This is a genomic window from Flavobacterium chungbukense (assembly GCF_020805785.1).
GTDB classification, from domain to species: Bacteria; Bacteroidota; Bacteroidia; order Flavobacteriales; family Flavobacteriaceae; genus Flavobacterium; species Flavobacterium chungbukense.
The window spans coordinates 605,248-629,033 of sequence record NZ_JAJGZV010000003.1; the positions used below are offsets into that span (position 1 = coordinate 605,248).

At 33.9% G+C, this 23,786-nt stretch carries 23 protein-coding genes; 10 read left to right on the top strand and 13 right to left on the bottom strand.

Annotation, left to right across the window (positions count from 1 at the left end):
- Positions 1 to 157: 157 nt before the first annotated feature.
- Together LL966_RS12925 and LL966_RS12930 are read left to right on the top strand one after the other, a co-directional pair.
- Positions 158 to 1,399 carry a peptidase U32 family protein gene (locus LL966_RS12925; RefSeq protein WP_229353758.1) on the top strand — a complete coding sequence of 414 codons (1,242 nt, stop codon included), beginning with the start codon at positions 158 to 160 and terminating at the stop codon, positions 1,397 to 1,399.
- Positions 1,399 to 1,629, top strand: a complete 231-nt coding sequence (locus LL966_RS12930; RefSeq protein WP_229353760.1) for a ferredoxin — start codon at positions 1,399 to 1,401, stop codon at positions 1,627 to 1,629. Before LL966_RS12925 ends, LL966_RS12930 begins: the two co-directional genes overlap by 1 nt.
- A gap of 49 nt (positions 1,630 to 1,678) precedes the next feature.
- Here the strand turns inward: LL966_RS12930 and LL966_RS12935 are convergent, their stop codons facing one another.
- The 4 genes from LL966_RS12935 to LL966_RS12950 form a co-directional block, all read right to left on the bottom strand.
- Complete coding sequence (locus LL966_RS12935) at positions 1,679 to 2,431, bottom strand: hypothetical protein (RefSeq protein ID WP_229353761.1); 753 nt, start codon at positions 2,429 to 2,431, stop codon at positions 1,679 to 1,681.
- A gap of 110 nt (positions 2,432 to 2,541) precedes the next feature.
- Positions 2,542 to 3,084, bottom strand: a complete 543-nt coding sequence (locus LL966_RS12940) for a hypothetical protein (protein ID WP_229353762.1) — start codon at positions 3,082 to 3,084, stop codon at positions 2,542 to 2,544.
- Between the two features lie 19 nt (positions 3,085 to 3,103).
- Positions 3,104 to 4,447: an ankyrin repeat domain-containing protein gene (locus LL966_RS12945; RefSeq protein ID WP_229353763.1), complete on the bottom strand. Its 1,344-nt coding sequence runs from the start codon at positions 4,445 to 4,447 to the stop codon at positions 3,104 to 3,106.
- 21 nt (positions 4,448 to 4,468) lie between these two features.
- The gene (locus tag LL966_RS12950) at positions 4,469 to 5,650 is read right to left on the bottom strand and encodes an ankyrin repeat domain-containing protein (protein WP_229353764.1); all 1,182 of its coding nucleotides are present in this window, start codon (positions 5,648 to 5,650) and stop codon (positions 4,469 to 4,471) included.
- Positions 5,651 to 6,006: 356 nt separating this feature from the next.
- On the opposite strand from LL966_RS12950, the gene ricT reads away from it, so the two are divergent.
- From ricT to LL966_RS12980, 6 genes are all read left to right on the top strand, one after another.
- Complete coding sequence (gene ricT / locus LL966_RS12955) at positions 6,007 to 7,404, top strand: PSP1 domain-containing protein (RefSeq protein WP_229353765.1); 1,398 nt, start codon at positions 6,007 to 6,009, stop codon at positions 7,402 to 7,404.
- A complete protein-coding gene (locus tag LL966_RS12960; RefSeq protein WP_229353766.1) occupies positions 7,388 to 7,867 on the top strand; it encodes a gliding motility lipoprotein GldH in 480 nt (159 codons plus the stop codon). Before ricT ends, LL966_RS12960 begins: the two co-directional genes overlap by 17 nt.
- A 10-nt stretch (positions 7,868 to 7,877) precedes the next feature.
- Entirely contained in the window at positions 7,878 to 10,181 is a 2,304-nt protein-coding gene (locus tag LL966_RS12965; RefSeq protein ID WP_229353767.1) for a penicillin-binding protein 1A, read from the top strand.
- Positions 10,182 to 10,349: 168 nt separating this feature from the next.
- Positions 10,350 to 11,051, top strand: a complete 702-nt coding sequence (locus LL966_RS12970; RefSeq protein WP_229353769.1) for a CoA transferase subunit A — start codon at positions 10,350 to 10,352, stop codon at positions 11,049 to 11,051.
- 79 nt (positions 11,052 to 11,130) lie between these two features.
- A complete protein-coding gene (locus LL966_RS12975) occupies positions 11,131 to 11,790 on the top strand; it encodes a 3-oxoacid CoA-transferase subunit B (protein ID WP_229353771.1) in 660 nt (219 codons plus the stop codon).
- 156 nt (positions 11,791 to 11,946) lie between these two features.
- On the top strand, positions 11,947 to 12,486 hold the full coding sequence (locus LL966_RS12980; protein WP_229353773.1) for a hypothetical protein: 540 nt from the start codon (positions 11,947 to 11,949) through the stop codon (positions 12,484 to 12,486).
- Here the strand turns inward: LL966_RS12980 and LL966_RS12985 are convergent.
- A complete protein-coding gene (locus LL966_RS12985; RefSeq protein ID WP_229353775.1) occupies positions 12,463 to 12,990 on the bottom strand; it encodes a DUF6646 family protein in 528 nt (175 codons plus the stop codon). The two genes, LL966_RS12980 and LL966_RS12985, sit on opposite strands and share 24 nt — an antisense overlap.
- 49 nt (positions 12,991 to 13,039) lie before the next feature.
- A complete protein-coding gene (locus LL966_RS12990; protein WP_229353777.1) occupies positions 13,040 to 13,774 on the bottom strand; it encodes a metallophosphoesterase family protein in 735 nt (244 codons plus the stop codon).
- 139 nt (positions 13,775 to 13,913) lie between these two features.
- Between LL966_RS12990 and dinB the strand changes: the two genes are divergently transcribed.
- Positions 13,914 to 14,996 (top strand): DNA polymerase IV, encoded by a 1,083-nt coding sequence (dinB, locus tag LL966_RS12995; RefSeq protein WP_229353781.1) that lies wholly within the window; start codon positions 13,914 to 13,916, stop codon positions 14,994 to 14,996.
- A 99-nt stretch (positions 14,997 to 15,095) separates the two neighbouring features.
- Positions 15,096 to 15,596, top strand: coding sequence for a PAS domain-containing protein (locus tag LL966_RS13000; RefSeq protein WP_229353783.1), 501 nt, complete (start codon positions 15,096 to 15,098; stop codon positions 15,594 to 15,596).
- Positions 15,597 to 15,737: 141 nt separating this feature from the next.
- Here LL966_RS13000 and LL966_RS13005 read toward each other — a convergent pair whose 3' ends face one another.
- The 7 genes from LL966_RS13005 to LL966_RS13035 form a co-directional block, all read right to left on the bottom strand.
- Entirely contained in the window at positions 15,738 to 17,342 is a 1,605-nt protein-coding gene (locus LL966_RS13005; RefSeq protein WP_229353784.1) for a fumarate hydratase, read from the bottom strand.
- A gap of 266 nt (positions 17,343 to 17,608) precedes the next feature.
- A complete protein-coding gene (gene tnpA, locus LL966_RS13010) occupies positions 17,609 to 18,070 on the bottom strand; it encodes an IS200/IS605 family transposase (RefSeq protein WP_229353786.1) in 462 nt (153 codons plus the stop codon).
- A gap of 336 nt (positions 18,071 to 18,406) precedes the next feature.
- Positions 18,407 to 19,846 carry a nucleoside recognition domain-containing protein gene (locus tag LL966_RS13015; protein WP_229353788.1) on the bottom strand — a complete coding sequence of 480 codons (1,440 nt, stop codon included), beginning with the start codon at positions 19,844 to 19,846 and terminating at the stop codon, positions 18,407 to 18,409.
- Positions 19,847 to 20,189: 343 nt separating this feature from the next.
- On the bottom strand, positions 20,190 to 21,260 hold the full coding sequence (locus LL966_RS13020) for a winged helix DNA-binding domain-containing protein (RefSeq protein ID WP_229353790.1): 1,071 nt from the start codon (positions 21,258 to 21,260) through the stop codon (positions 20,190 to 20,192).
- Between the two features lie 77 nt (positions 21,261 to 21,337).
- Positions 21,338 to 22,051, bottom strand: coding sequence for a 3'-5' exonuclease (locus LL966_RS13025; RefSeq protein ID WP_229353792.1), 714 nt, complete (start codon positions 22,049 to 22,051; stop codon positions 21,338 to 21,340).
- Positions 22,052 to 22,209: 158 nt separating this feature from the next.
- Positions 22,210 to 22,686, bottom strand: coding sequence for a methylated-DNA--[protein]-cysteine S-methyltransferase (locus tag LL966_RS13030; protein ID WP_229353794.1), 477 nt, complete (start codon positions 22,684 to 22,686; stop codon positions 22,210 to 22,212).
- 158 nt (positions 22,687 to 22,844) lie between these two features.
- The gene (locus LL966_RS13035) at positions 22,845 to 23,669 is read right to left on the bottom strand and encodes a Rossmann-fold NAD(P)-binding domain-containing protein (protein WP_229353796.1); all 825 of its coding nucleotides are present in this window, start codon (positions 23,667 to 23,669) and stop codon (positions 22,845 to 22,847) included.
- Between the last annotated feature and the right edge of the window lie 117 nt (positions 23,670 to 23,786).

The window sequence follows — 23,786 nt, forward strand, 5'->3', positions numbered from 1 at the left end:
AGATTCGCATTGTGTACCCACGGTTGAAACCGTGGGCTATGTTTAATAAAGATTGTGTAACGCTTTACAAATAATTTTAAAATATAGACTATGATATAAATCATAGAAATCTAACCTATACCCACATTATTTTTGTCATTGGAATAATAAATCAAAAATGACTATTACAAACAAAATCGAACTCATGTCTCCAGCTGGAGATTTTGAGTCGCTTCAAGCTGCTTTAGACAATGGCTGTGATTCTGTATATTTTGGTGTGGAACAACTTAATATGCGTGCACGTTCTACCGTGAATTTTACGATTGATGATTTAAAAGAAATTGCCAGTCGATGCGAGGAAAAAAATGTTCGAAGCTATTTGACTTTAAACACGATTATTTACGATCATGATTTATCAGTCGTAAAAACATTATTGACGAAAGCTAAAGAAGCAAACATTACAGCGGTAATTGCTTCAGATCAAGCTGTAATTGCGATGGCAAGATCAATTGGAATGGAAGTTCACATTTCAACTCAACTGAATGTAACGAATATTGAAACTATAAAATTCTACAGCTTATTTGCCGATACTATGGTTTTAAGCCGCGAATTAAGCTTGCGCCAAGTAAAGAATATTACCGATCAAATTGAAAAAGAGCAGATCAAAGGTCCAAATGGGAATTTAATCGAAATCGAAATCTTCGGTCACGGAGCTTTGTGTATGGCCGTTTCAGGGAAATGTTATTTGAGCTTACACTCCAATAATTCATCTGCGAATCGGGGCGCATGCAAACAAAACTGCCGAAAAAAATATACCGTTATCGATCAGGAAACTGGTTTCGAAATCGAATTGGATAACGAATACATGATGTCACCAAAAGATTTGTGTACATTGGATTTCTTAGATCAAGTCATTGATTCCGGAATTAAAGTTTTAAAAATCGAAGGTCGAGGACGTGCCCCTGAATATGTAGGAACAGTAACTAAAACTTATCGAGAAGGGATTAATGCTTATTATGAAGGAACTTTTTCAAAAGAAAAAACAGCAGTTTGGATGAAAGCTCTAGAAACCGTTTATAACCGCGGATTCTGGTCAGGCTATTATCTAGGACAAGAATTAGGCGATTGGAGCGATATTCCAGGATCTGCAGCGACGCAGAAAAAAGTTTATGTGGGAAGAGGAACTCATTATTTCCCAAAAGCTGAAGTCGGACAATTTAAGATTGAAGCTTATGATATAAAAATAGGAGATAAAATCTTAGTAACAGGACCAAACACGGGGGCGCAGGAAATGGTGATAGACGAAATGTTTGTAAATGATGCCGCGGGAGAAAAAGCAACGAAAGGCGATGATTGCAGTTTTAAATTGCCATTCAGAATCAGAATGTCTGATAAACTTTATAAAATTGTTGAAGCATAATGGTTATTGTAACATTACAAAGAGATAAATGCATTGGCTGTAATTATTGTGTTGAGATGGATCCGATTCATTTTCAAATGTCAAAAAAAGATGGAAAGTCAGTTTTGATTCATTCTGTAAATTCTAAAGGATTTTTCACCTTAAAATCACCCAATCATACTATTGCAGAAAGTTGCGAATTGGCAGCAAGAGCTTGTCCAGTGAAGATTATTACGGTTAAGGAAACTTAAAAAACATAAAAAAACCTATTTGCATTGCTACAGAATAGGTTTTTTGATTTTATTCTTCTGAAAACTCAAGTTCGTCAAAATCTTTAATTTCTGATAATTTAATCAGTTTGTTTTTACTGATTTTGCTTTCGGTTTTTTCAAAAACTTCATCACCGTCATAGGTATTCTCGTTGATGTTGTGATTTACAATCTTTTTTCGGGTCAAAAAATTGATACTGGTTTCCGTAAGAACAATTGGTCCGTGATTACTGCTCGCATCGTAACCAATTAGTTCCAAATCTGAATTTTGATATCTGAAAGTATAACTCCAATATCCGTATCTTCCGTGAGCGTAGTTCACGTATAATTTTCCATTTTTTATTTCAAAATCAAGTTCTGGTGCATAATAAACTCCGCCTTCTTCATTTTCAGAAGAAAAGCAATCGTAATTTTTAACGGCTAATTCATAACCGCCATTTTTGTTTAATAATGCTATAATTCCTCTTCGATTTCGGTCTAATTCGCCGCGATATTCATGCTGAATTACTTTACTCTTGTCTGTTCCTTTAATGATTAGAATTATATCTTCTTTTCCATCTTTGTTTAAATCACCTTTGATGGTATCAAAAGGAATATAATTTTTAGGTATAAAGTCAGCGAGATCTTTTTTGATTACGACATTTGATTCTTCTACTTCGGGAATATCTTTTAGTTCTGTGACTTCTGTATTTGATTCTTTTTCGTTGGTTTTGGAATCTTTACAGCTGAAAATGATAGAGAGCAGTAAAATTGTTCCAATAATTGAAAAGTATTTCTTTGCCATATTTAGGTTTTTTTAGAAAGTTGTATTGTGAAATTTTCTCAATTGAACCAATTTAAGGTTAAAAAATCAGGCAAGAGCTGCCTGATTTTTTGATAATATTTAATTCATTTTTAAATACCGAATTTGGCGTCGATATTATGTTTTTCAGCGTAAGCTTTTCCTGCAGTCATCAGTTTGTTAAACTTGGCATCAACTTCGTTTTGAGTTGAAGTGTCAAAATCAACTATCGCTTTTTGTATTTGTTCTGGAGAAGCTTTTTCATCTTTCATTTTGGCAATCGGCAAATAACCTTCTTTTTGTTTCGAAATTACATAAGAAAACAAGTCTTTTGATGCTTGAAGAATTTCTTTGTTATCTTCATCTTCAGCGATGTCTTTAATAGTTTGAAAGCGAGTTTCTAAATTCGTTATATCGTATTTGAAAGAATCATAGTAAGATGACGGAATCATCTTTTTTTGGCTTTCATCATAAACTTGAGCTTCAGTTTGCAGTTTGTCACTGATTTCTTTTCCGCCAAAGCGAGAGAGTAAATTTGAATTTAAAACAGCTATATCAAAAGTTTTGTCTGGTGAAAGATTGTTACATGAAGTAGAAATTATACTTGTAGCGATTAATACAAATAACAGAATGGTTTTATTTAAATTGTTTTTCATTTTTAAGTTTGTTTATTATTTATCCTTTTAAAATTTTACTTTTTTCACTTTCAAATTCTTCCGAAGTTAAAATTCCGGCATCTAGAAGTTCTTTCAAATCTAATAATGCTTTTTTCTTGCCTTCCATTGCATTTCCAGAATCTGCTTTTGGTGGTTCTTCTTTTTGAATCGGAGTTACAACGGTTCCCGAAGGAGCGTATTTCAGAATCAATTCTGTAATTTCATTAAACCCTTTTACATTTGAATAATCAATGGCTTTCTGTTCTTTTACATTTACTATTGAAGCATCGGCTTTATTATCCAATAAATATTTCACCACATCTTTTTTTCCGTTTGCGGCACTGTAATGCAAAGGTGTGTTTCCAGATTCATCTTGAATGTTGATGTTCGCTCCAGCTTCGATCAACAATTTTACCATGCTTAAATTGCCTTTTTTGGTTGCCACATGCAAAAGACTTTCTCCGCCGTAAGTGTAAGTGTTGTTTAGTGTAAAACTAGAATCGTTTGCAATATTTGTCGCGCTCACAATCCAATCCAAATAATCGTTCATAGATGAAGTTTCTCCAGCGACTGGTTTGCTGTAATTCACATCGACACCATTTTCCAGAAACAAAGACACAATTTCCTTTTGATTATTCGCGCAAGCATACCAAATTGGAGAGTAACCGTTGTTGTTTGAAGTGAAAACATCAGCGCCTCTTTCGACTAATAATTTAGCCAGCATTCTGTTGGTTTCATAACACGCAATCAAAAGCGCGTTTTCTCCCGAATGATTTGCGTGATTAACATTAGCGCCATTATCCAAAAGTAAAGTTACCATCGGAATTGATTTGGTGTAACAGGCATAAATCAACGGTGTATTTCCTTGTTTGTCTGTTACATTAATATCAGCGCCTTTGTCTAAAAGTAATTGAATAATCTCTCTGTTTAATTTTGCAGAAGCCAGTAAGAGTGGAGTTTCTCCATTGTTATTCAGAAGATTAACGTCAATTCCTGCTTCAAGCAACTTTGTTGCAATTTCAATTTGAGCGGTTTGAGCGACCAAATGTAAGAGACTATTTCCGTATTTATCATTTTTGGTAATTTCGGCACCATTTTCTAAAAGATAAAGAGCAGTTTGTTTCTGTTTTTGCAAACAAGCAAAGAATAAAGGTGTTTCCCCCTGATGATCTTCATAGTTAATATCAGCTCCGTCTTCGGTTAAGATTTTTACAATATCCAAATAACCTCTGTGCGCGGCATAATGAATAGCAGTTCTTCCTCTTTCGTCAGTATATTTTACATCTACTTCTTTATTTTGAAGCAGTAATTCAGCTATTTTTCTGTTGCCGTTTTCACAGGCAATTATAAATGACATTGACATAGAATAGTAGTTTTTTATGATTTAAGCTTTCATTAAAAGCTCAACTGTTTTTATTTTCAAATTGTCTGTAGATGCAAGTCTAAGAGCGGTTTCGTCCTTGTCGTTGGTAACATCTTTATCGGCTCCATTTTCGAGAAGTACTTTTACTTTTCTGTAAATTTCTTTTGCTGCTTCAGCATCGTAATTTACATTATAAGCACAAACTTTGTGCAAAATTGTATTTCCTTGATTGTCCTGTTCGTTAACATCAATTGCTCCGTTGTCTAGAACCGATTTTAGAATTCCCGATTTTTTCTCAGCAATATAATCTATCCCTGATTTTGGATTTCCGTAATATTGCGCAGCATGATTTAAGTCGGCACCATCAGATAATAATCTTTGTAAAGAATTTAGATCATTCTCAGAATCAGACATCATTCGGATAAATTCGGTTAATAAAGTTCTTCCGTCTTTATTGATGCTGTTAAAATTTGCCGATGATGATGCGGCTAAAAGTTCATACATCGGAATTGAAAATTGCTCGCCAACGGCATAATAAAAAGCACTATTTTCCTGATTGTCTGTTTCGTTAGGATCTGCGCCATTTTCTAGCAGCATCGGAATGTATTCTTTTTTGTTTCTTTTAACGGCGTACATAAGAGGCGTAGTACCAACCACATTTTTCTCATTGATGTCGACTCCGTTTTCAATAAGTATACTTATGTATTCTTTACCTTTATCGGCATTTAAAGCATAATTGTTTACGATTTTATGAATTAGATTTTCCTGAGCATTATTTTTGTATTGGGCATTACAGCCAAAATCTTCAATTAAAATTTTAATGACTTCAGGAACTGCTTCTTTTTCGATGCAATATCCCAATAAAGTCTGATCGCTGATTTCGTCATTAACATTGTCTGTTTTCGACATTATTTCTCTGAAGAAAGAAAGAGATGCATCATTATTTTTTATATTTCGCGAAAGTGCGTTGAATATAGATTTGTCAAAACTGTCTAATTCATAAATATCGGTTTCAATAAAACCGGCTTTTATTAATTTTTCTGTAAAATCAATTTCTTTGGCTTCAATAATTTTGGCTGCGATTTGAGAAAAATTGTTTTTAAGGTATTGTTCATTAAAATTTTCTCCGTTATTTAGGCATTCTCTGGCCTCGTCAAATTTTCCCTGAAAAAGGAAATTTTCAATCTGGTTTTGTGTTTGCATTTGAATATATTTAAAAATGAAAGATAAGTTTAAGTTCCGTTTTTTGTTTGTAATTATTGACTTTACAAACCATGCTGTAAGATAAAACATAAAAATCAGAAATATATTTCAGGATAAAAAGTAAAAAAGACATTTTAACCTCTAAAACAAGCAGATTACAGTTTTTAAGTGAAAATATTATAAATCGTAAGGAAATTAGCCGTAGAATTAGGAAAAATTTGATGTAAAAAAGAATATATTTTATTTAACAAACCATTAGTTTTAATCGATACAAAGCAAAATAAAAAAAATACTATCTTTACCGATTAAACGTTTATGAACTTAAGCTGCAGTTTAGCGGCACTACATATATAATTATGGCATGTACAAGTTGTTCAACCTCAGATGGCGGCGCACCAAAGGGTTGTAAAAATAATGGGACTTGCGGCACCGATAGCTGCAATAAATTGACGGTTTTTGACTGGCTTTCGAACATGAGCCCATCTACTGGAGAGGCAATTTTTGATTGTGTTGAGGTTCGTTTTAAAAACGGACGCAAGGAATTTTTTAGAAATTCAGAGAAATTAACTTTAAGTATTGGTGATATTGTAGCAACTGTTGCATCACCAGGACACGATATTGGAATTGTAACGCTTACCGGAGAATTGGTAAGAATTCAAATGAAAAAAAAAGGAGCCAATTACGAAAGTAATGATGTTCCTAAAATCTATAGAAAAGCCTCTCAAAAAGATATCGATATCTGGTCTGTAGCCCGTGATCGCGAAGAGCCAATGAAAGTTCGTGCTCGTGAATTGGCAATTCAGCATAAACTGGAAATGAAAATTTCTGATATTGAATTTCAAGGAGACGGATCTAAAGCTACTTTTTACTACACGGCAAATGATCGTGTCGATTTTAGAATGCTGATTAAAGATTTTGCTAAAGAATTCAGTACAAGAGTGGAGATGAAACAAGTTGGTTTCCGTCAGGAAGCGGCTCGTTTAGGTGGAGTTGGTTCTTGCGGACGTGAACTTTGCTGTTCGACTTGGTTAACAGATTTTAGAAGTGTGAATACTTCTGCTGCTCGTTATCAGCAATTGTCATTGAATCCGCAAAAATTAGCGGGTCAATGCGGAAAATTGAAATGTTGTTTGAACTATGAGTTAGACACTTACATGGACGCGCTGAAAGATTTTCCTGATTATGATACGAAATTAGTAACAGAAAAAGGAGATGCAGTCTGCCAAAAACAAGATATTTTTAAAGGATTAATGTGGTTTGCTTACACGAATAATTTTGCAAACTGGCACGTTTTAAAAATTGATCAGGTAAAAGAAATTATAGCCGAAAATAAACAAAAAAATAAGGTTTCTTCTTTAGAAGATTTTGCTGTTGAAGTAATTGCAGAACCAGAAAAAGACTTCAATAATGCAATGGGACAAGAGAGTTTAACTCGTTTCGATCAGCCAAAAAGAAAGAAAAAACCAAATCGCAAACGTAAAAATGCTGAACCTGCTGGTGTTGCAACTCCGCAAAAACCACAACAGGAAAAAAACACCAATAATAATCCAAAACCTGTCGGAAATAATAAACCTTCAGGCGGAAATTCGAATCAGCAGAGCAAACCGAATAATCCAAACAAGCAAAATCATAAGAACAAGCAGAATCCGAATAAACAGAGTAATCCGAATTCGAATAAGCAAAATTCAAATGAAAATAAATCTGCTGAACCTAGAAAACCAATAATTATTACTAAAAATGAGAATAAAAAATAGCGGAATTCTTCTTTTGGTAGCAATACTTCTTTTTTCGTGTGATAAAAAAAGAGTATTTGATGAGTATAAATCTGTTGGAAGTGCTTGGCACAAAGACAGTATTGTAAGCTTCGATCTGCCGGTTTTAGATTCTACGAAAAAATATAATCTGTTTGTAAACATTAGAGACAACAACAATTATCCGTTTAATAATTTGTTTTTGATTGTGGCTATTGAAACGCCAAGCGGATTTACAAAAGTGGATACTTTGCAATATCAAATGGCCGCGCCAGATGGTACTTTACTTGGAAACGGATTCACTGATATTAAAGAAAGTAAGCTGTATTACAAAGAAGATGTGAAATTTACAGGAAAATATAAAGTTCACATTAAGCAAGCAGTTAGACAATCAGGAAAAATTCCTGGAGTTGAAGCTTTAGAAGGAATTACAGACGTTGGTTTTAGAATAGAACAAAAAGATTAGATAAATAGTTATGGCTGCTACTAAGAAAAACAATCAATCAAACAAGGATATTAATTATTATAAGAAGAAATTCTGGCGTGTTTTTGCCTACACATTACTAGGAATTTTAGCCTTCTTTTTATTTGCTTCATGGGGATTATTTGGTTCTATGCCCTCATTTGAGGACTTAGAAAATCCAGATTCAAACCTTGCCACAGAAATTATTTCTTCTGATGGAGTTGTAATTGGTAAATATTTCAAAACCAATCGTTCTCAATTGAAATATTCTGATTTGCCTAAAAACTTAGTTGAGGCATTGGTCGCAACTGAAGATGCGCGTTTCTATGAGCATTCAGGAATTGACGGGCGCGGAACGCTAAGAGCAGTTTTCAGTTTAGGAACAAATGGAGGTGCAAGTACATTGACACAACAGCTTGCAAAACAATTGTTTCACGGTGAAGGTTCTAAATTTCTGCCTTTTAGGATTGTGCAAAAAATAAAAGAGTGGATTATTGCTATTCGCCTAGAAAGACAATATACCAAAAATGAAATCTTAGCGATGTACTGCAACGTGTACGATTTTGGAAATTATTCTGTTGGGGTAAGTTCTGCCGCTCAAACTTATTTTTCTAAAGATCCAAAAGATTTAACAGTAGATGAATCGGCTATTTTGGTTGGAATGTTCAAGAATTCAGGATTATACAATCCGGTAAGAAACCCAGAAGGAGTAAAAAATCGCCGTAATGTGGTTTTGTCACAAATGGCAAAAGCAAAAATGATTTCTGAAGCAGAAAAAGAAAGACTTCAGCAACTGCCTATTACTCTGAAATTTAAGTTAGAAAGTCACCGTGAAGGTATAGCAACTTATTTTAGAGAGTATCTTCGTGATTACATGAAAAAATGGGTTACAGAAAACAAAAAACCAGACGGTTCTGATTATGATATTTACAAAGATGGTTTAAAAATTTATACCACAATCGATTCAAGAATGCAGATGTATGCAGAAGAAGCAGTTTCTGCACACATGCAAAATTTGCAGCAACAGTTTTTTATTGAAATGAAAACCAATAAAAATGCGCCTTTCGTAAATATTACTCAAGCTGAAACAGATCGAATCATGATGCAAGCAATGAAAAACTCTGTTCGCTGGGCACAAATGAAAGAAATGGACAAAAGTGAAGATGATATTATTGCTTCATTTAAAGTGAAAACAAAAATGCGTGTCTTTACTTGGAAAGGTGAACGCGACACTGTTATGACGCCGCTTGATTCTATTCGTTACTACAAACACTTTTTGCAATCTGGTTTAATGGCAATGGAACCTCAAACAGGAGCAATTAAAGCTTGGGTTGGAGGTATTAATTATAAATATTTTCAGTACGATCACGTAGGACAAGGCGCAAGACAAGTTGGTTCAACATTCAAACCTTTTGTATATGCAACAGCTATTGAAGAATTAAACATGTCTCCTTGCGATTCTATTCTTGATGGACCTTTTATGATTCATAAAGGACGTCACCACGTGACTGAGGACTGGGAACCAAGAAACTCAGATAACAGATACCGCGGAATGGTTACTTTAAAACAAGCTTTAGCGGCTTCTATCAATACAGTTTCTGCTAAATTGATCGATAGAACAAGTCCAGAAGCAGTTGTAGATTTGACTAGAAAATTAGGTGTAAAAACTGAAATTCCGGTTCAGCCTTCCATTGCGTTAGGAGCGGTAGATATTACGGTTGAAGATATGGTTGCGGCTTACAGTACATTTGCCAACCAAGGAGTTTATGTTAAACCTCAATTTTTAAGCCGTATTGAGAACAAAAGTGGAGAAGTTATTTATGAACCGATTCCAGAATCTCACGACGTTTTAAATAAAGATATTGCATTTGCTGTAATCAAATTACTGCAAGGAGTAACAGAAACTGGTTCAGGAGCTCGTTTGCGTACTTCAGGCGGTGGAAGCGGAGACAATCGTTGGACAGGTTATCCTTATATGTTCAAAAATGCAATTGCAGGTAAAACAGGAACTACACAAAATCAATCAGATGGTTGGTTTATGGGAATGGTTCCAAACTTGGTAACTGGAGTTTGGGTTGGATGTGAAGATCGTTCAGCTCGTTTCAAAAGTTTAACTTACGGACAAGGAGCAACCGCTGCGCTTCCGGTATGGGGTTATTTTATGAAAAAATGTTATGCAGATCCATCGCTTCAAGTTTCAAAATCTGAGTTTGAACGTCCGGCCAATCTTTCTATAAAGGTAGATTGTTACGCCAGACCTGCGATAGTAAAAGATACTACAGCAACGGAACAAAATACAGACGAATTCGAATTGTAGTTTGTTATCTTTTAAAATATAAATATCCTTTTGTAACTTCATATTCAATGAAGAATACAAAAGGATATTTTTTTGGATTATAGATGCTTTTATTTTTACGAAATCGTTATAATTCAATCTAGAAATCTTATTTTTATCAAAAATATACAGTAATAAAGACAGTTTGTTATGATAACAAAAAAAGTTAATAATGTTCAGGATGCCATTCAAGGAATTGAAAGCGGAATGACAATCATGTTTGGCGGTTTTGGATTGTGCGGAATTCCTGAAAATACAATTGCGGCTTTAGTAAAAACAACAATTTCAGATTTGACTTGCATCTCGAATAATGCGGGTGTTGATGATTTTGGTTTGGGACTATTATTGCAGAAAAAGCAAATAAAAAAAATGATTTCTTCTTATGTGGGAGAAAATGCTGAGTTCGAACGCCAAATGCTTTCTGGTGAGTTAGAAGTAGAGCTCACACCGCAAGGAACTTTAGCAGAACGCTGTCGTGCGGCTCAGGCTGGAATTCCAGCTTTCTTTACTCCAGCCGGATACGGAACTGAAGTTGCGGAGGGAAAAGAAGCTAGAGAATTCAATGGGAAAATGCACATTATGGAAGAAGCTTTTAAAGCAGATTTTGCCATTGTTAAAGCTTGGAAAGGTGATGAAGCTGGAAATTTAATTTTTAAAGGTACAGCTAGAAACTTCAACGCTTGTATGGCGGGTGCAGGAAAAATAACTATTGCAGAAGTTGAAGAATTGGTTCCAGTTGGGACTTTAGATCCAAATCAAATTCATATTCCGGGAATTATGGTGCAGCGTATTTTTCAAGGAGAAAAGTTTGAAAAAAGAATTGAACAACGCACGGTGAGAGTTAAGAATTAGATAATTGAGATAATGAGACAATTAGATAATTATTTGCATTATCTAATTATCAAATTCTCTAATTGACACATTTAAAGATATGGCACTTAATAAAGAAGATATAGCAAAACGAATTGCAAAAGAAGTAAAAGATCGTTATTTCGTCAATCTAGGAATCGGAATTCCGACTTTGGTTGCCAATTACGTGAGAGAAGATATTGCGGTTGAATTTCAGAGTGAAAACGGAGTTCTTGGAATGGGGCCTTTTCCTTTCGCTGGTGAAGAGGATGCTGACATTATTAACGCAGGAAAACAAACTATAACGACATTGCCTGGAGCAAGTTTTTTTGATTCAGCTTTTAGTTTTGGAATGATCCGCAGCCAAAAAGTCGATTTAACGATTTTAGGTGCGATGGAAGTTTCTGAAAATGGGGATATTGCCAATTGGAAAATTCCAGGTAAAATGGTAAAAGGAATGGGAGGAGCTATGGATTTAGTGGCTTCGGCAGAGAATATCATCGTTGCCATGATGCATGTCAATAAAGCTGGTGAGTCAAAAATCTTAAAAAGATGTACTTTGCCATTAACAGGCGTAGGATGCGTTAAAAAGGTTGTAACCGAGCTTGCAGTTCTCGAAGTGACAGAAAAAGGTTTTAAGCTCTTAGAACGCGCGCCAGGTGTGTCAGTTGATCACATCATCGCCTCGACTGAAGCGGATTTGATTATTGAAGGAGAAATTCCAGAAATGTCGATTTTTTAATTTTTAATTAGAGAGGGGCAAAGATTCAAAGCTTTACAATGATTTAGATAGAGAGAACTTCATTAATGGAGTTCTCTTTTTGTTTTCTGTTAGAGCGTATAATAAAAATGTAATCTTTTTCTCTATATTTGTTGTGATTTAAAAAAATACGCGCCTTTGGAAAAGTTTGAAATCGATATTAAATGGGGAAGTTATTTGTTTATAACAAATGTGGCAGCTTCAATCGTAATATCACTTTTAATATTGTTAGTTGACTATAATAGTTTAAGATATTTGTCAAATATTCTTATACTAGTTTTTATCGTTCAATTAATATATTTTACTACTAAAGCTTTAAAAGAGAACAAAAAATACGGTTTAAGTAAAGGATTTCGAAAATTCTTTATTTTTACTAGAATAATTGGTGTCTACTTTCTCTTTTTTGGGGTAATAGAAGAATCTAGAATACATAGCTCTAACTCTTTTATTTCGCATCCTTTTATTAAAGAAGATCTGCCAGAATTATTTATAAAAGATGAATCAAACGAATATAGTGGAATTACACTCAATGAGTTTATTGCCACATTAAAAAGAAAGTTTAGCAGACCTAAACTTCAAATCAAGTATAAAAAGAAAAAACCGCTCTATAGCGGTTTTTTCTTTTTATACTTTGCAACTTTGCACCTCAAAAAATTACAAATTGAAAGAAGCTCCTAAACTAAAAGTAGCTTGATTATTTAAATGATAAAAAGGATCATTGTTTGAACCGTATTTTGCAATTGGAAATCCGATTTCTGTGAAAACACCAAATCCGTCTGTGAAGAAATAACGACCACCAACGTGACCTCCAAAATTATGTAAACCTAAACTTAATCCAGGGTAAACGTCTAATTGTTCTACACCAATTACACTAGATAAATTAGCGTTAATTCTTGCTTTAGCATCAAAACGGTCTCCGAAATCTGGTGTTGCATCATTATAATCAGTTGTGCCTCCGTGGTAAAAACCATTAAAATTATCAACTCCTAATAAATAATTCGCAACAAAACCAAAAGAGAAGTTTTCTCCCAAACCAAAATCTATAGAACCTTGAATTCCAGAACCACCATCTTGTAAATTAGCACCAACGTTAACTCTAGTATCTCCTTTTCCTGTAAAGGCACTTTGTGCATTAATAAATCCGAATGAAACTAAAAACAAAAGTGTAATAACCTTTTTCATAAATTTTAAATATTAATTATTTGAAGGCAAAAATAAAAATTTAAATAAATTAATTCCTACCTTTTTCGTTAAAATACAATTCGTTTAATGGCTCGCTCTGCCAGTATTTTTTGGTGTCGACATCTAAAATAGTAAGCGGACCTCTAAATGCTGCGCCGGTATCGACATTCCAGACACAGGCTTTGTTTACAGGAACAGTCTGCCCGATTCTAGTAACAGGAGTATGACCTATGTAAACTTCTTTATAAACGGTAAATCTTTTCGGATAGTTTAAATCATCTTCTTTTAATTTTGGGTCTAATGAAAGAGCGGTTTCCCAAAGTGTTCTATCCCAATAAAATAGTTTAGAAAAATATTCCCATTTAACACCATTTAAATTGGTAAAACCTGCATGAACAAACAAACGGTTTTGCTCGTCTAAGTGATAATCTTGAAGGTTTTCTAGAAAAGCGATATGTGCTTTTTTCTTTTCGCCGGAAATTTTAGCATAACCTTCAACAGTTGCTTTTCCGCCATGTTTGTACCACATTTCTTCGTCAAAATCATCGTGTCTGTTTTCCAGCCAGTCTAATGCCAGCTGATCGTGATTTCCTCTTATGCAGATGCAGTTTTGTTTGCTTTTTAAATCAATCAGATAGTCAATTACTTCAACAGACTGGCTCCAGCCGTCTACATAATCGCCCAAAAAGATTAGAGTATCTTCGCTAGTAACTTCGGCTCTTTTCAACACTTGTTCTAGTGCAAGTAATCCGCCATGAATGTCCCCTATAACAAATGTTCGCATTATTTAATTTTTCGAGTAGAAGAACAAAAATAAAAAGAATTATTGGTTTGCACTCACCTAATTTATATTCTTTAAAAATTGATACTATTTATAACCATTAGAAAGGCTTTTTTAGCTCTTTCCGCTGTAAATTTGCAAAATGTCTGAAACACCAACATATCGCAAAATTATTCATATCGATATGGATGCTTTTTACGCGTCGGTAGAGCAGATGGACAATCCTGAATTGCGCGGAAAGCCTGTTGCTGTTGGAGGATCAGAAAATAGAGGAGTGGTTTCTGCGGCAAGTTATGAGGCGCGCAAGTTTGGAGTTCGGAGTGCCATCAGCGGTGTTTTGGCTAAAAAATATTGCCCGGACATTATTTTTGTAAGACCTCGATTTGATCGTTACAAAGAGATTTCTTCTAAAATTCATAAAATTTTCAATGAATATACAGATTTAGTCGAACCTCTTTCGCTTGACGAAGCTTATTTGGATGTTACTAAAAATAAAAAAGGAAATCCGAGTGCAAGTTTGCTAGCTGAGGAAATTCGATTAAGGATTTTTAATGAAGTAGGTTTGACTGCCTCTGCTGGAATTTCAATCAATAAATTTGTTGCCAAAATAGCCAGCGATTACAATAAACCAAACGGGCAAAAGACAGTTAATCCGGATGAAGTTGAAGCTTTTCTTGAAGAATTACCTATTCGTAAATTTTATGGAGTTGGAAAAGTAACAACGGAAAAAATGTATCAGTTGGGAATTTTTACAGGAACCGATTTGAAAAGTAAGTCGCTTGAATTTCTTGAAAAAAACTTCGGAAAATCGGGTACTTTTTATTACAATGTAGTTCGTGGTATTCATAATAGCGAAGTGAAGTCTTCGAGAATTACGAAGTCGGTTGCGACAGAGCATACTTTTGATGTGAATTTATCATCTGAAATTTTTATGATAGAACAATTGGAGAGAATCGCGGCATCATTAGAAAAACGTTTGGAGCGCCATAAACTTTCAGGTAAAACGATTACTTTAAAAATAAAATATAGTGATTTCTCTCAGCAGACTCGAAGTAAAACACTTCCTTATTTTATCTCAGATAAGAGTTTGATTATGGAGAATATTAAAGAATTATTATACCAGGAAAAAATGAAAGACTCGGTTAGATTGTTGGGTATTTCTTTGAGTAATTTGAATAATGAAATTAAAAAAGCAGTAGCGGTGCAACTAAAATTTACATTTTGATAACAAGATTAGCATCTAAATTAAGCGTTCCTATATTCAATAACAAGATTTTTCTTCTATCTTTGAGTAAAGGTTTGTTGGATATCTAAAAAGTTTACTATGAAAAATACTAGCTCTGACGATTTTTTACAACGAAATTCAGTTCCAATTATGGCCTGGGATTTTCATTATGAGTTTGTTAATGAACTCAAAGCGCTGACAATTGATCTGGAAAAACTAAATGAAATTGCAAGTAAATTTACTTGGGATAAAAAAAAACTGAATATTCAGGAAAGGATTAAGGAAGAAGTAGTAGTCATCACTGATTTGGAGTTGAAAATAGTTTTTGCGTCAAGCGGAATAAAAAAAATGACTGGTTTTAAAGAGGAAGAAATTCTAGGTAAAACACCAAAGATGTTCCAAGGACCAGCAACTTCTAAGAAAGATTTAAAAGAAATTAGAGAAGCAATAAAAAAGAGGGTTTCTTTTGTGAAAACAATTGAAAATTATAGAAAGAATGGAAAAACTTATAAATGTAAAATAGAGGCAACCCCAGTTTATAATTTAAAAGGTGAATTGTCTCATTTTATGGCTTTTGAAAAAGAAGATTTAAGTGCGTGATGAGTTTAACCGCAAAGAGCGCAAAGATTTACGCTAAGTTCGCAAAGGATATAAAAGTAAAACCGCCTATTTAGGCGGTTTTTTGTTTTTAATGTAAGTGGTACCTTGCGTAAATCTTTGCGCTCCTTGGGGTTAAGAAAATTACAAATTAGCAAAGAAATCATTTCCTTTATCATCAGTAATAATGAATGCTGGGAAATCTTTCACTGTAATTTTACGAACAGCTTCCATTCCTAATTCTTCAAAATCAACTACTTCAACTTTAAGAATATTGTCTTGAGCTAAAATTGCAGCTGGACCTCCGATAGAACCTAAATAGAATCCGCCGTATTTGTGGCAAGCGTCTGTAACTTGTTTGGTACGATTTCCTTTTGCAAGCATAATCATACTTCCACCATTTTTCTGGAATTCGTCTACATAAACATCCATACGTCCAGCGGTTGTTGGTCCGAAACTTCCAGAAGCCATTCCGTCTGGGGTTTTTGCAGGACCAGCATAATAAACAGGGTGGTTTTTGAAATAATCAGGCATTGGTTTTCCAGCGTCTAATAATTCTTTGATTTTTGCGTGAGCAATATCTCTTGCAACAATTACTGTTCCGTTCAGTTTTAAACGAGTTTTTACTGGATATTGAGACAATTTTGCCAAAATATCAGCCATTGGCTGATCTAAATCAATTTCTACAGGAGCCTCTAAATGCGGAGCAGTTTCCGGTAAAAATTGCTTCGGATTAACTTCTAATTGCTCAACAAAAATTCCGTCTTTGGTAATTTTTCCTTTAATATTTCTATCGGCAGAACAAGAAACTCCTAATCCAACCGGACAAGAAGCGGCGTGACGAGGCAAACGAATGACACGAACGTCATGCGTAAAATATTTTCCTCCAAACTGAGCTCCAATAGCACTTTCCTGACAGATTTTCTGAACTCTTTCTTCCCATTCAAAATCACGGAAAGCCTGACCAGACATGTTTCCAGAAGTTGGAAGATGGTCATAATATCCTGCAGATGCTTTTTTAACAGCGCTTAGATTTGCTTCTGCAGAAGTTCCGCCAATTACCAAAGCTAAGTGGTATGGAGGACAAGCAGAAGTTCCTAAATCTTTGATTTTTGTGCGAATGAACTCATCAAGAGATTTCTCATTCAATAAAGATTTCGTCTGTTGGTATAAATAGGTTTTATTGGCAGATCCACCACCTTTTGCCATAAACAAAAAGTCATAAGAAGTGCCTTTTTTAGCATAAATGTCAATTTGTGCTGGAAGATTTGATCCTGAATTCTTTTCTTCAAACATCGAAATCGGAACAATCTGCGAATAACGTAAATTTCTTTTTTGATACGTATTGAATATACCACGGCTCAACCATTCCGCATCATCAGCACCGGTAAAAATGCTTTCGCCTTTTTTTGCCATTACAATTGCCGTTCCGGTATCTTGACAGCTTGGCAACTGACCTTCAGCAGCAACTGATGCATTTTGAAGCAAATTGTAAGCTACAAAACGATCGTTGTCTGTGGCTTCTGGATCATCAAGAATTTTTCTTAGTTTTTGCAAATGTGTCGTTCTCAACATAAACGAAACATCTGTTAAAGCTTCTTCAGCTAATAATTCCAAACCTTTTGGATCAACGGTTAAAACTTCGCGTTCTCCAAATTGTTCTACTTTCACAAAATCTGAGGTGATTTTGCGATACTGCGTATCGTCCTTTAAGATCGGATAAGGATCTTGGTATATAAAATCAATCATTGCTTTGTTTTTTTTACAAATTTAGAAATTATTTACCTAAGAAAGAATTTGAATAAGGGTTGTGTGTTTATAATTTGAAACCAATTTAAACTGGACTGAAGTCCAGCTCTACAATATGATTCGAGCCTTTGGCTCTTTTTTTCCAGTTCCGAAGAAACTATGCATTTAATTTCATCTAGCATATGATAATTCAATATATAAGTTCCGAAGGAACGATTTATTTTGTAGGGCTGGACTTCAGTCCAGTTTATATTGATATAGTAGAATCATATCAAGTTTTCAAAAATACATCGTTCATCAAATTTAGTATCGTATTTTTTTAGAAAAGAAGAATATTCATCTTTGAAGTTTTGCTTTTTATGATGTTCTTCTTGATTTTCAATATATTTATAGATAGCATCAATGTGCGATTTACTATATGAAAAGACACCATAACCTTCCTGCCATTCAAATTTGTATTTTGTCAGCTTATTGTCATTGATATATTTTGATGATTTTCCTTTTACAACTTTCATTAAATCGGAAACAGAAATCGTTGGTTTAAGAGTTAGAAGACAATGGACATGATCTTCGGTACCGTTTACTATTATGGTTTTGCAACCCGTTTCATTTATTAAATTTCCTATTACGCTTAATATTTTTGATTTGCATTCATTTGTGATTAGTGCTTCTCTGTATTTAACTGCAAAAACGGCTTGTATGTAAACTTGGTGAAAGGTGTTTGACATGTATAAATTATTAACGATTAAAAATCCGTTATAAATATATAAATTTTCTTACAAAAAACAATCTTAATATTGTATATTTAACTGGACTGAAGTCCAGCCCTACAAAATGAATCGTTCCTTCGGAACTTTACATTTGGTATCTTGATAATATTGCGTAAATCAAAAAAGTCCAGCCCTACAAAATGAATCGTTCCTTCGGAACTTTACATTTGGTATCTTGATAATATTATGTAAATCAACAAAGTCCAGCTCTACAAATACAGGAAAAAGAGCCAAAGGCTCAATCCATATTGTAGGGCTGGACTTCAGTCCAGTTTATGTTGTAAAATGATATTTTTAAAAAAACCAAGTCGCCACAAAAATAGCCGTAATTACACAGATTAAATCGACCAAAAGCATTGTGCCCAAAGCATAACGCGTATTTTTGATGTTTACAGAGCCAAAATAAACAGCAATTACATAAAAGGTACTTTCAGCACTGCATTGAAAAATACTGCTTAATCTCGCCGTTAAAGAGTCTGCTCCAAAAGTATTCATAGAATCAATTAAAAATCCTCTTGATCCGGCAGAACTAAAAGGGCGTAACATTGCAACTGGTAGTGCATTTGTGATTTCTTTGCTTACGCCTAGATTCGAAAATACAAATCCGATTCCATCACTTATAATTTCAAATAACCCACTGTTTCTGAATAGTGAAATTGCCACCAGCATTCCTAAAACATAAGGAAAAATAGTTACTCCTGTTTTAACCCCGTTATTAGCGCCCACAACAAAAGTGTCAAAAACGGTAGTATTTGCATCTTTAAATTTTTGTTCGTGTCTGAAAGAAAAAATCAGGGTAAAAGCAATAATAGCCAATAATATTAATCCTGAAAGATTAGAAGTGAAATAGTTTTTTCCAATTAAATCCAAGTGATTCACATACATCAATAAACCAACAATGGCAGCAATTAAAACCATTAAACCAATAAGAAGAGAGGCACTTCTGAAGTTGATTTTTTGCTTAATTCCAACAATTAAGAAAGCCGCAATGGTACCAATAAACGAAGTTATAATACACGGCAGCATAACATCGGCTGGATTACTGGCATTAGCCGCTGCGCGATATCCGATGATAGAAGTTGCAATCAAAGTTAATCCAGAAGCATGAAGACACATAAACATGATTTGTGCGTCACTGGCTTTGTCCTTGTCTGGATTTATCTCTTGTAAGCTTTCCATTGCTTTCAATCCGAATGGTGTTGCTGCTGAATCTAATCCCAAGAAATTGGCAGCAAAATTCAATGTCATATAAGATATTGAAGGGTGATTTTTAGGAATACTTGGAAATACTTTTACAAAAACGGGACTTAAACCTTTCGCTAGTTTTCCAGAAGCTCCAGAAATGATTAAAAGTTCCATTAATCCGCAGAAAAAGGCTAAATAGGCAATTAAAGGCAAAATTAAATCAACTAAAGTGCTTTTGCAAGTTGGCAGTAAACCATCAGATTTTTGAAGTCCGCTGAAAACTTTTACGGTTTTGTTTTTGTAAACGTAAGTTGTATCGGCATTAAGCGTGTCACGATTGATGATCATAGTTTGATCTGGCGCTTTTTTTATACTGTCTTTAATGAAAGCGGGAAGTTCTTCGATGTATTTTTCAGAAACTAAGACAGGATCGTCTTTCTTTCCATTCAAAACAGAATCAATTGTGTAAGTATTGGCAGTAAACAAGCTGAATACAATAAAAACAATCGAAGAAATAAAAATCGTTAGCCAAAATCTGCTCAATACCATAATTCTAATTTTTTTTATAAATGTAATTATTTAGCAATAATACGCATAAAGATTTAAGTAACGAAACTGGAATTTGTAGTTAAAAATCATAAAAACTATTGCACATTTAGATTTTAAGCTGTTTCAAAATGTTTATATGTCGCTCCGCTGGAGCTTTTGGATGTTGGGGAAATTAAATTTGCTATAAATATGACGCTCTTCCATAGCTATTTTAAACTTAAGAAAACAAAATTATATGTAAATGAAAAAGCTCTGGAAGAGCGAAATATCTATAGAAATCAGTTAGACTATAATTAAAAGCCCCAGAGGGGCGAAATCTAATTATCCGTTTTTGGAAAATTGATTATCCAATCACAACTTTGGTTTGCAAATAAGTTTCAAAAGACTTAATTCCTTCAAAGAGAATTTCTTTTTTGTGCTTTTCAGTTTCATTAAAAAACTCCGTTTCTATTTTAGCATGATCTTTTTTGAAAGTTCTTTTCCAGATGCCAATCACTTTTCCATTTTCTAAAATTATGGGTTTGAAAATGCCATTATTGGTAAAAACTTTCGATTGATTTGCTGCTAAAAAGGAAGCTTCTCGCGTTTTATAAGCAATTAAAATCTCATCAAAAGCGGGAAGAAAATGCACGCTTTCGCGGAAATTCCCTTCATTAATAAGATCCTTTTTAAACCAATATTGCTGATTATCAATAGTAATATTATTTAATTGCAACTCAATTGCGTTAACTGTTTTTTTACAGATTGTAACAGGAAATCCTGACCACCATGAAAAATCGGACACCGTTGCTGGACCATGACTTTCAAAATAACGAAGAGCTAGTTTGGCTAAAGCTTCTTCTTTAGTTAATTTGGCTTTAGGTTTTGCAACGCGTTCTTCAAGCAAAGCATAAGTAATTTGTTTGCCTTTCATTCTTCCATTGCAGACTAAGCCATCTAATTCGGCATTCATCATTACAATAACTGGAGATAAATCGCCTGCACTTTTTTCAATGTTAAGCTCTTTCATGATTTCTTCTCGAGTTAAATGATTGTTTCCCGCAAGAAGTTTTTCTATTTTAGAATTGACTTGATCAAATTTCTTTTCATCAAAGCCATGTTGTATAGCCATTGTTGCAAAGAGGCGCTTTACTTGTGGTGCAGAAAGTTCCAACATCCAATAAATATCATCAGCAGCAACAAAATGCCAAGTTGGACGCAGAATATGAGTTCTGATAATTTTGCCTGAATTAATCGCTTCTTCAATTTCTTTTTCGGTAGAATCGCACCGTGAGCCAATTGCCCATTTTGCCATTGCGTAATCCTGTGCTTGCATTGCACCAAAATGCTTAACAACTTCTTGAGGAGAAGATGAAGTTGCCTTAAACAATTTTTGAGCAACCATTCGATGATGTGAAATTTCAGAATGAATCATATTCAAAATTATTTTAAACCATAAATAGAAAAATCTTAGTATCTCAGAAACTTAGAACCTTAGCATCTTAAAAAGAACTAAACATGAATAATTTCATCATCTATCAACAAATCTTCTCGTCGCAAACGAAGAAAAACCTGTGCAACAGCAATAGTATCTTTTTCACAATAGGTTACAATTCGATCAATATCTTTTTCGACATAAAACACATGAGCAACCTGACTTCCATCAATATCGCCTTTTGGAGATGGAACTCCAAGAATTTTGGTTAGTAACTTTAAAGAAGTAAAATGCTTATAATCTCCAAATTTCCATAGTTCTAAAGTATCTAAATGCGGAATTTCCCATGGTTTTTTGCCAAATAAATTCATCTTGTCTGGAATTGGCATCTGATTGATAATCATTCTACGTGCAATAAACGGAATATCAAATTCTTTCGAATTATGTCCGCACATCAAATGCTGAGGCTGATTGAAATGATTGTTGATCAGATTCGAAAAGTCTTTTAAGATTTGTTTTTCTTCGCCAAAAAAAGAAGTTACCCTAAAATTTCTGATATCTCCTTTGATTGTAAAAAAACCAACCGAAATACAGATGATTTTGCCAAACTCTGCCCAGATTCCGGCGCGTTCGTAAAATTCTTCAGGACTAAATTCGTCTTTTCGCTGATATTGCGTTTTTAAATCCCAAAGTGATTGCATTTCTGCGTCAAGCGAATTGAAATTCTCTTCTTCAGGTACAGTTTCTATATCAAGAAAGAGAATATTGTTAAGGTTTATCTTTTCAATCATATTTTTTAGCCACGAATTACTCGAATTTACACTAATTTTTTATTTAGAATAAATGTACATATTTGATTTTAAAGTAAGTATTTTAATACAGGAAAATATATCTAGATTTTGATAGTTAAAATCTAATTCGTGCAAATTAATAAAATTAGTGGCAAAAACTAGAACAAACTTTGTTGTGTAGAAGGGTTTTCATGTTCTAAAAGCCACTTTTTGCGTGACAATCCGCCTGCATATCCAGTTAAAGATCCGTTTGTACCGATAACGCGGTGGCAGGGAACAACAATCCAAAGCGGATTTTTACCATTTGCTGATGCCACGGCACGAATCGCTTTTACATCGCCCAATTTCTTGGTTTGATCCATATAACTAACCGTTTTCCCGAATGGAATTTCCAATAAAGATTTCCATACTTTTTGTTGAAACTCAGTTCCTTTTGGGTTTAGTTTCAGATTGAAATCCGTTCTTTTGCCTTCAAAATATTCATTTAACTGCAAAACAGCATCTTGTAAGATTTCTGGAATTTCTTTAGAAACATCATTGGTACCAACATCAGATACCGAAATTACAGCAATACCATCTTGATCTCCAATTATTTTGGTGATTCCTAAAGGCGAATTGATGTAAACTGTTTCCATGATTTTTTAGTTATCACAAAGATAGGAAGGTTTCGCAATCCCGATAGTTATCGGGAGCAAAGTTTTTTTTAACGATATAAGTAATTTGAGTTTTGTTGTTTTTTAAAGTCCGCAAAGTTTTGCAACTTTATTAAATGAACTTTTATGACTTACATGGTTTAATAATGCTCCAACTTGAATTGATAGCTAAGATCGTTTTCAATTTTTTTGCTAGAAATCACCTTTTTGATATTCGATTTTTGAAAACTGAATTTCGGTAAAATCAAACTTTTTTCAATTGCTTTTTGGGTATAATATTCCGCTCTTGTCGGATGAAAAGGCGCTACGGCATTAAAAACATCATTCCATTTCGATTGATTTATAATTTCTTCAATAATAGAAATACAATCATTTTGATGAATTAAATTTACGGGAGCGTCTGGATTTTCTAAATTCTCTTTTCCTGCCAGAAATTTTACCGGATGACGATCTTCGCCAATAAGTCCGCCGAATCTAAGAATTGTAGTTTCAAAATTTTTATCTTTTTGAAGAAGATTTTCAACTAAAAACAATTGTTTACCACTTTCGGTTTCCGGATTTGGAATAGTTTCTTCGGTAATTAAAGTATTAGCATCGCCATAAACAGAAGTTGAACTTACAAAAAGAACCTTTTTTACACTTGATTTTTCTATAAACGGAATAAGATTTTCAATTTTTTCGACAAAAATTTTCTTTTCTGAATTAGGATCAGCTGTTCTTAATTTTGGCGGAATGTCGATAATTAAAATTTCACTTTCTGCTAAAAAGTTATTTATACTTTCGCTTTCAAGCGTTTCTTCGTCTTCGCTTAGATTGACAAGAAATGGACTTATTCCAGCATTTTCAAAAATCGAAAGTTTGTTTTCTGAAGTTGTTGAGCCTTTTATTGAATTTCCTTTTTCGATTAGTTTTTTAGCCAACGGAAATCCTAACCAACCACAACCTAATATGCTTATTTTTTTCATTTTTTTAAGGTTCAAAGTAACAAAGGTACAGAGTTCTAAAGGTTTTTAGCGTCATATTAAAGAGGAATATTGACTAAAAAAGAAAAGGCAGAACTTCGTTGAAAGTCTGCCTTTTTT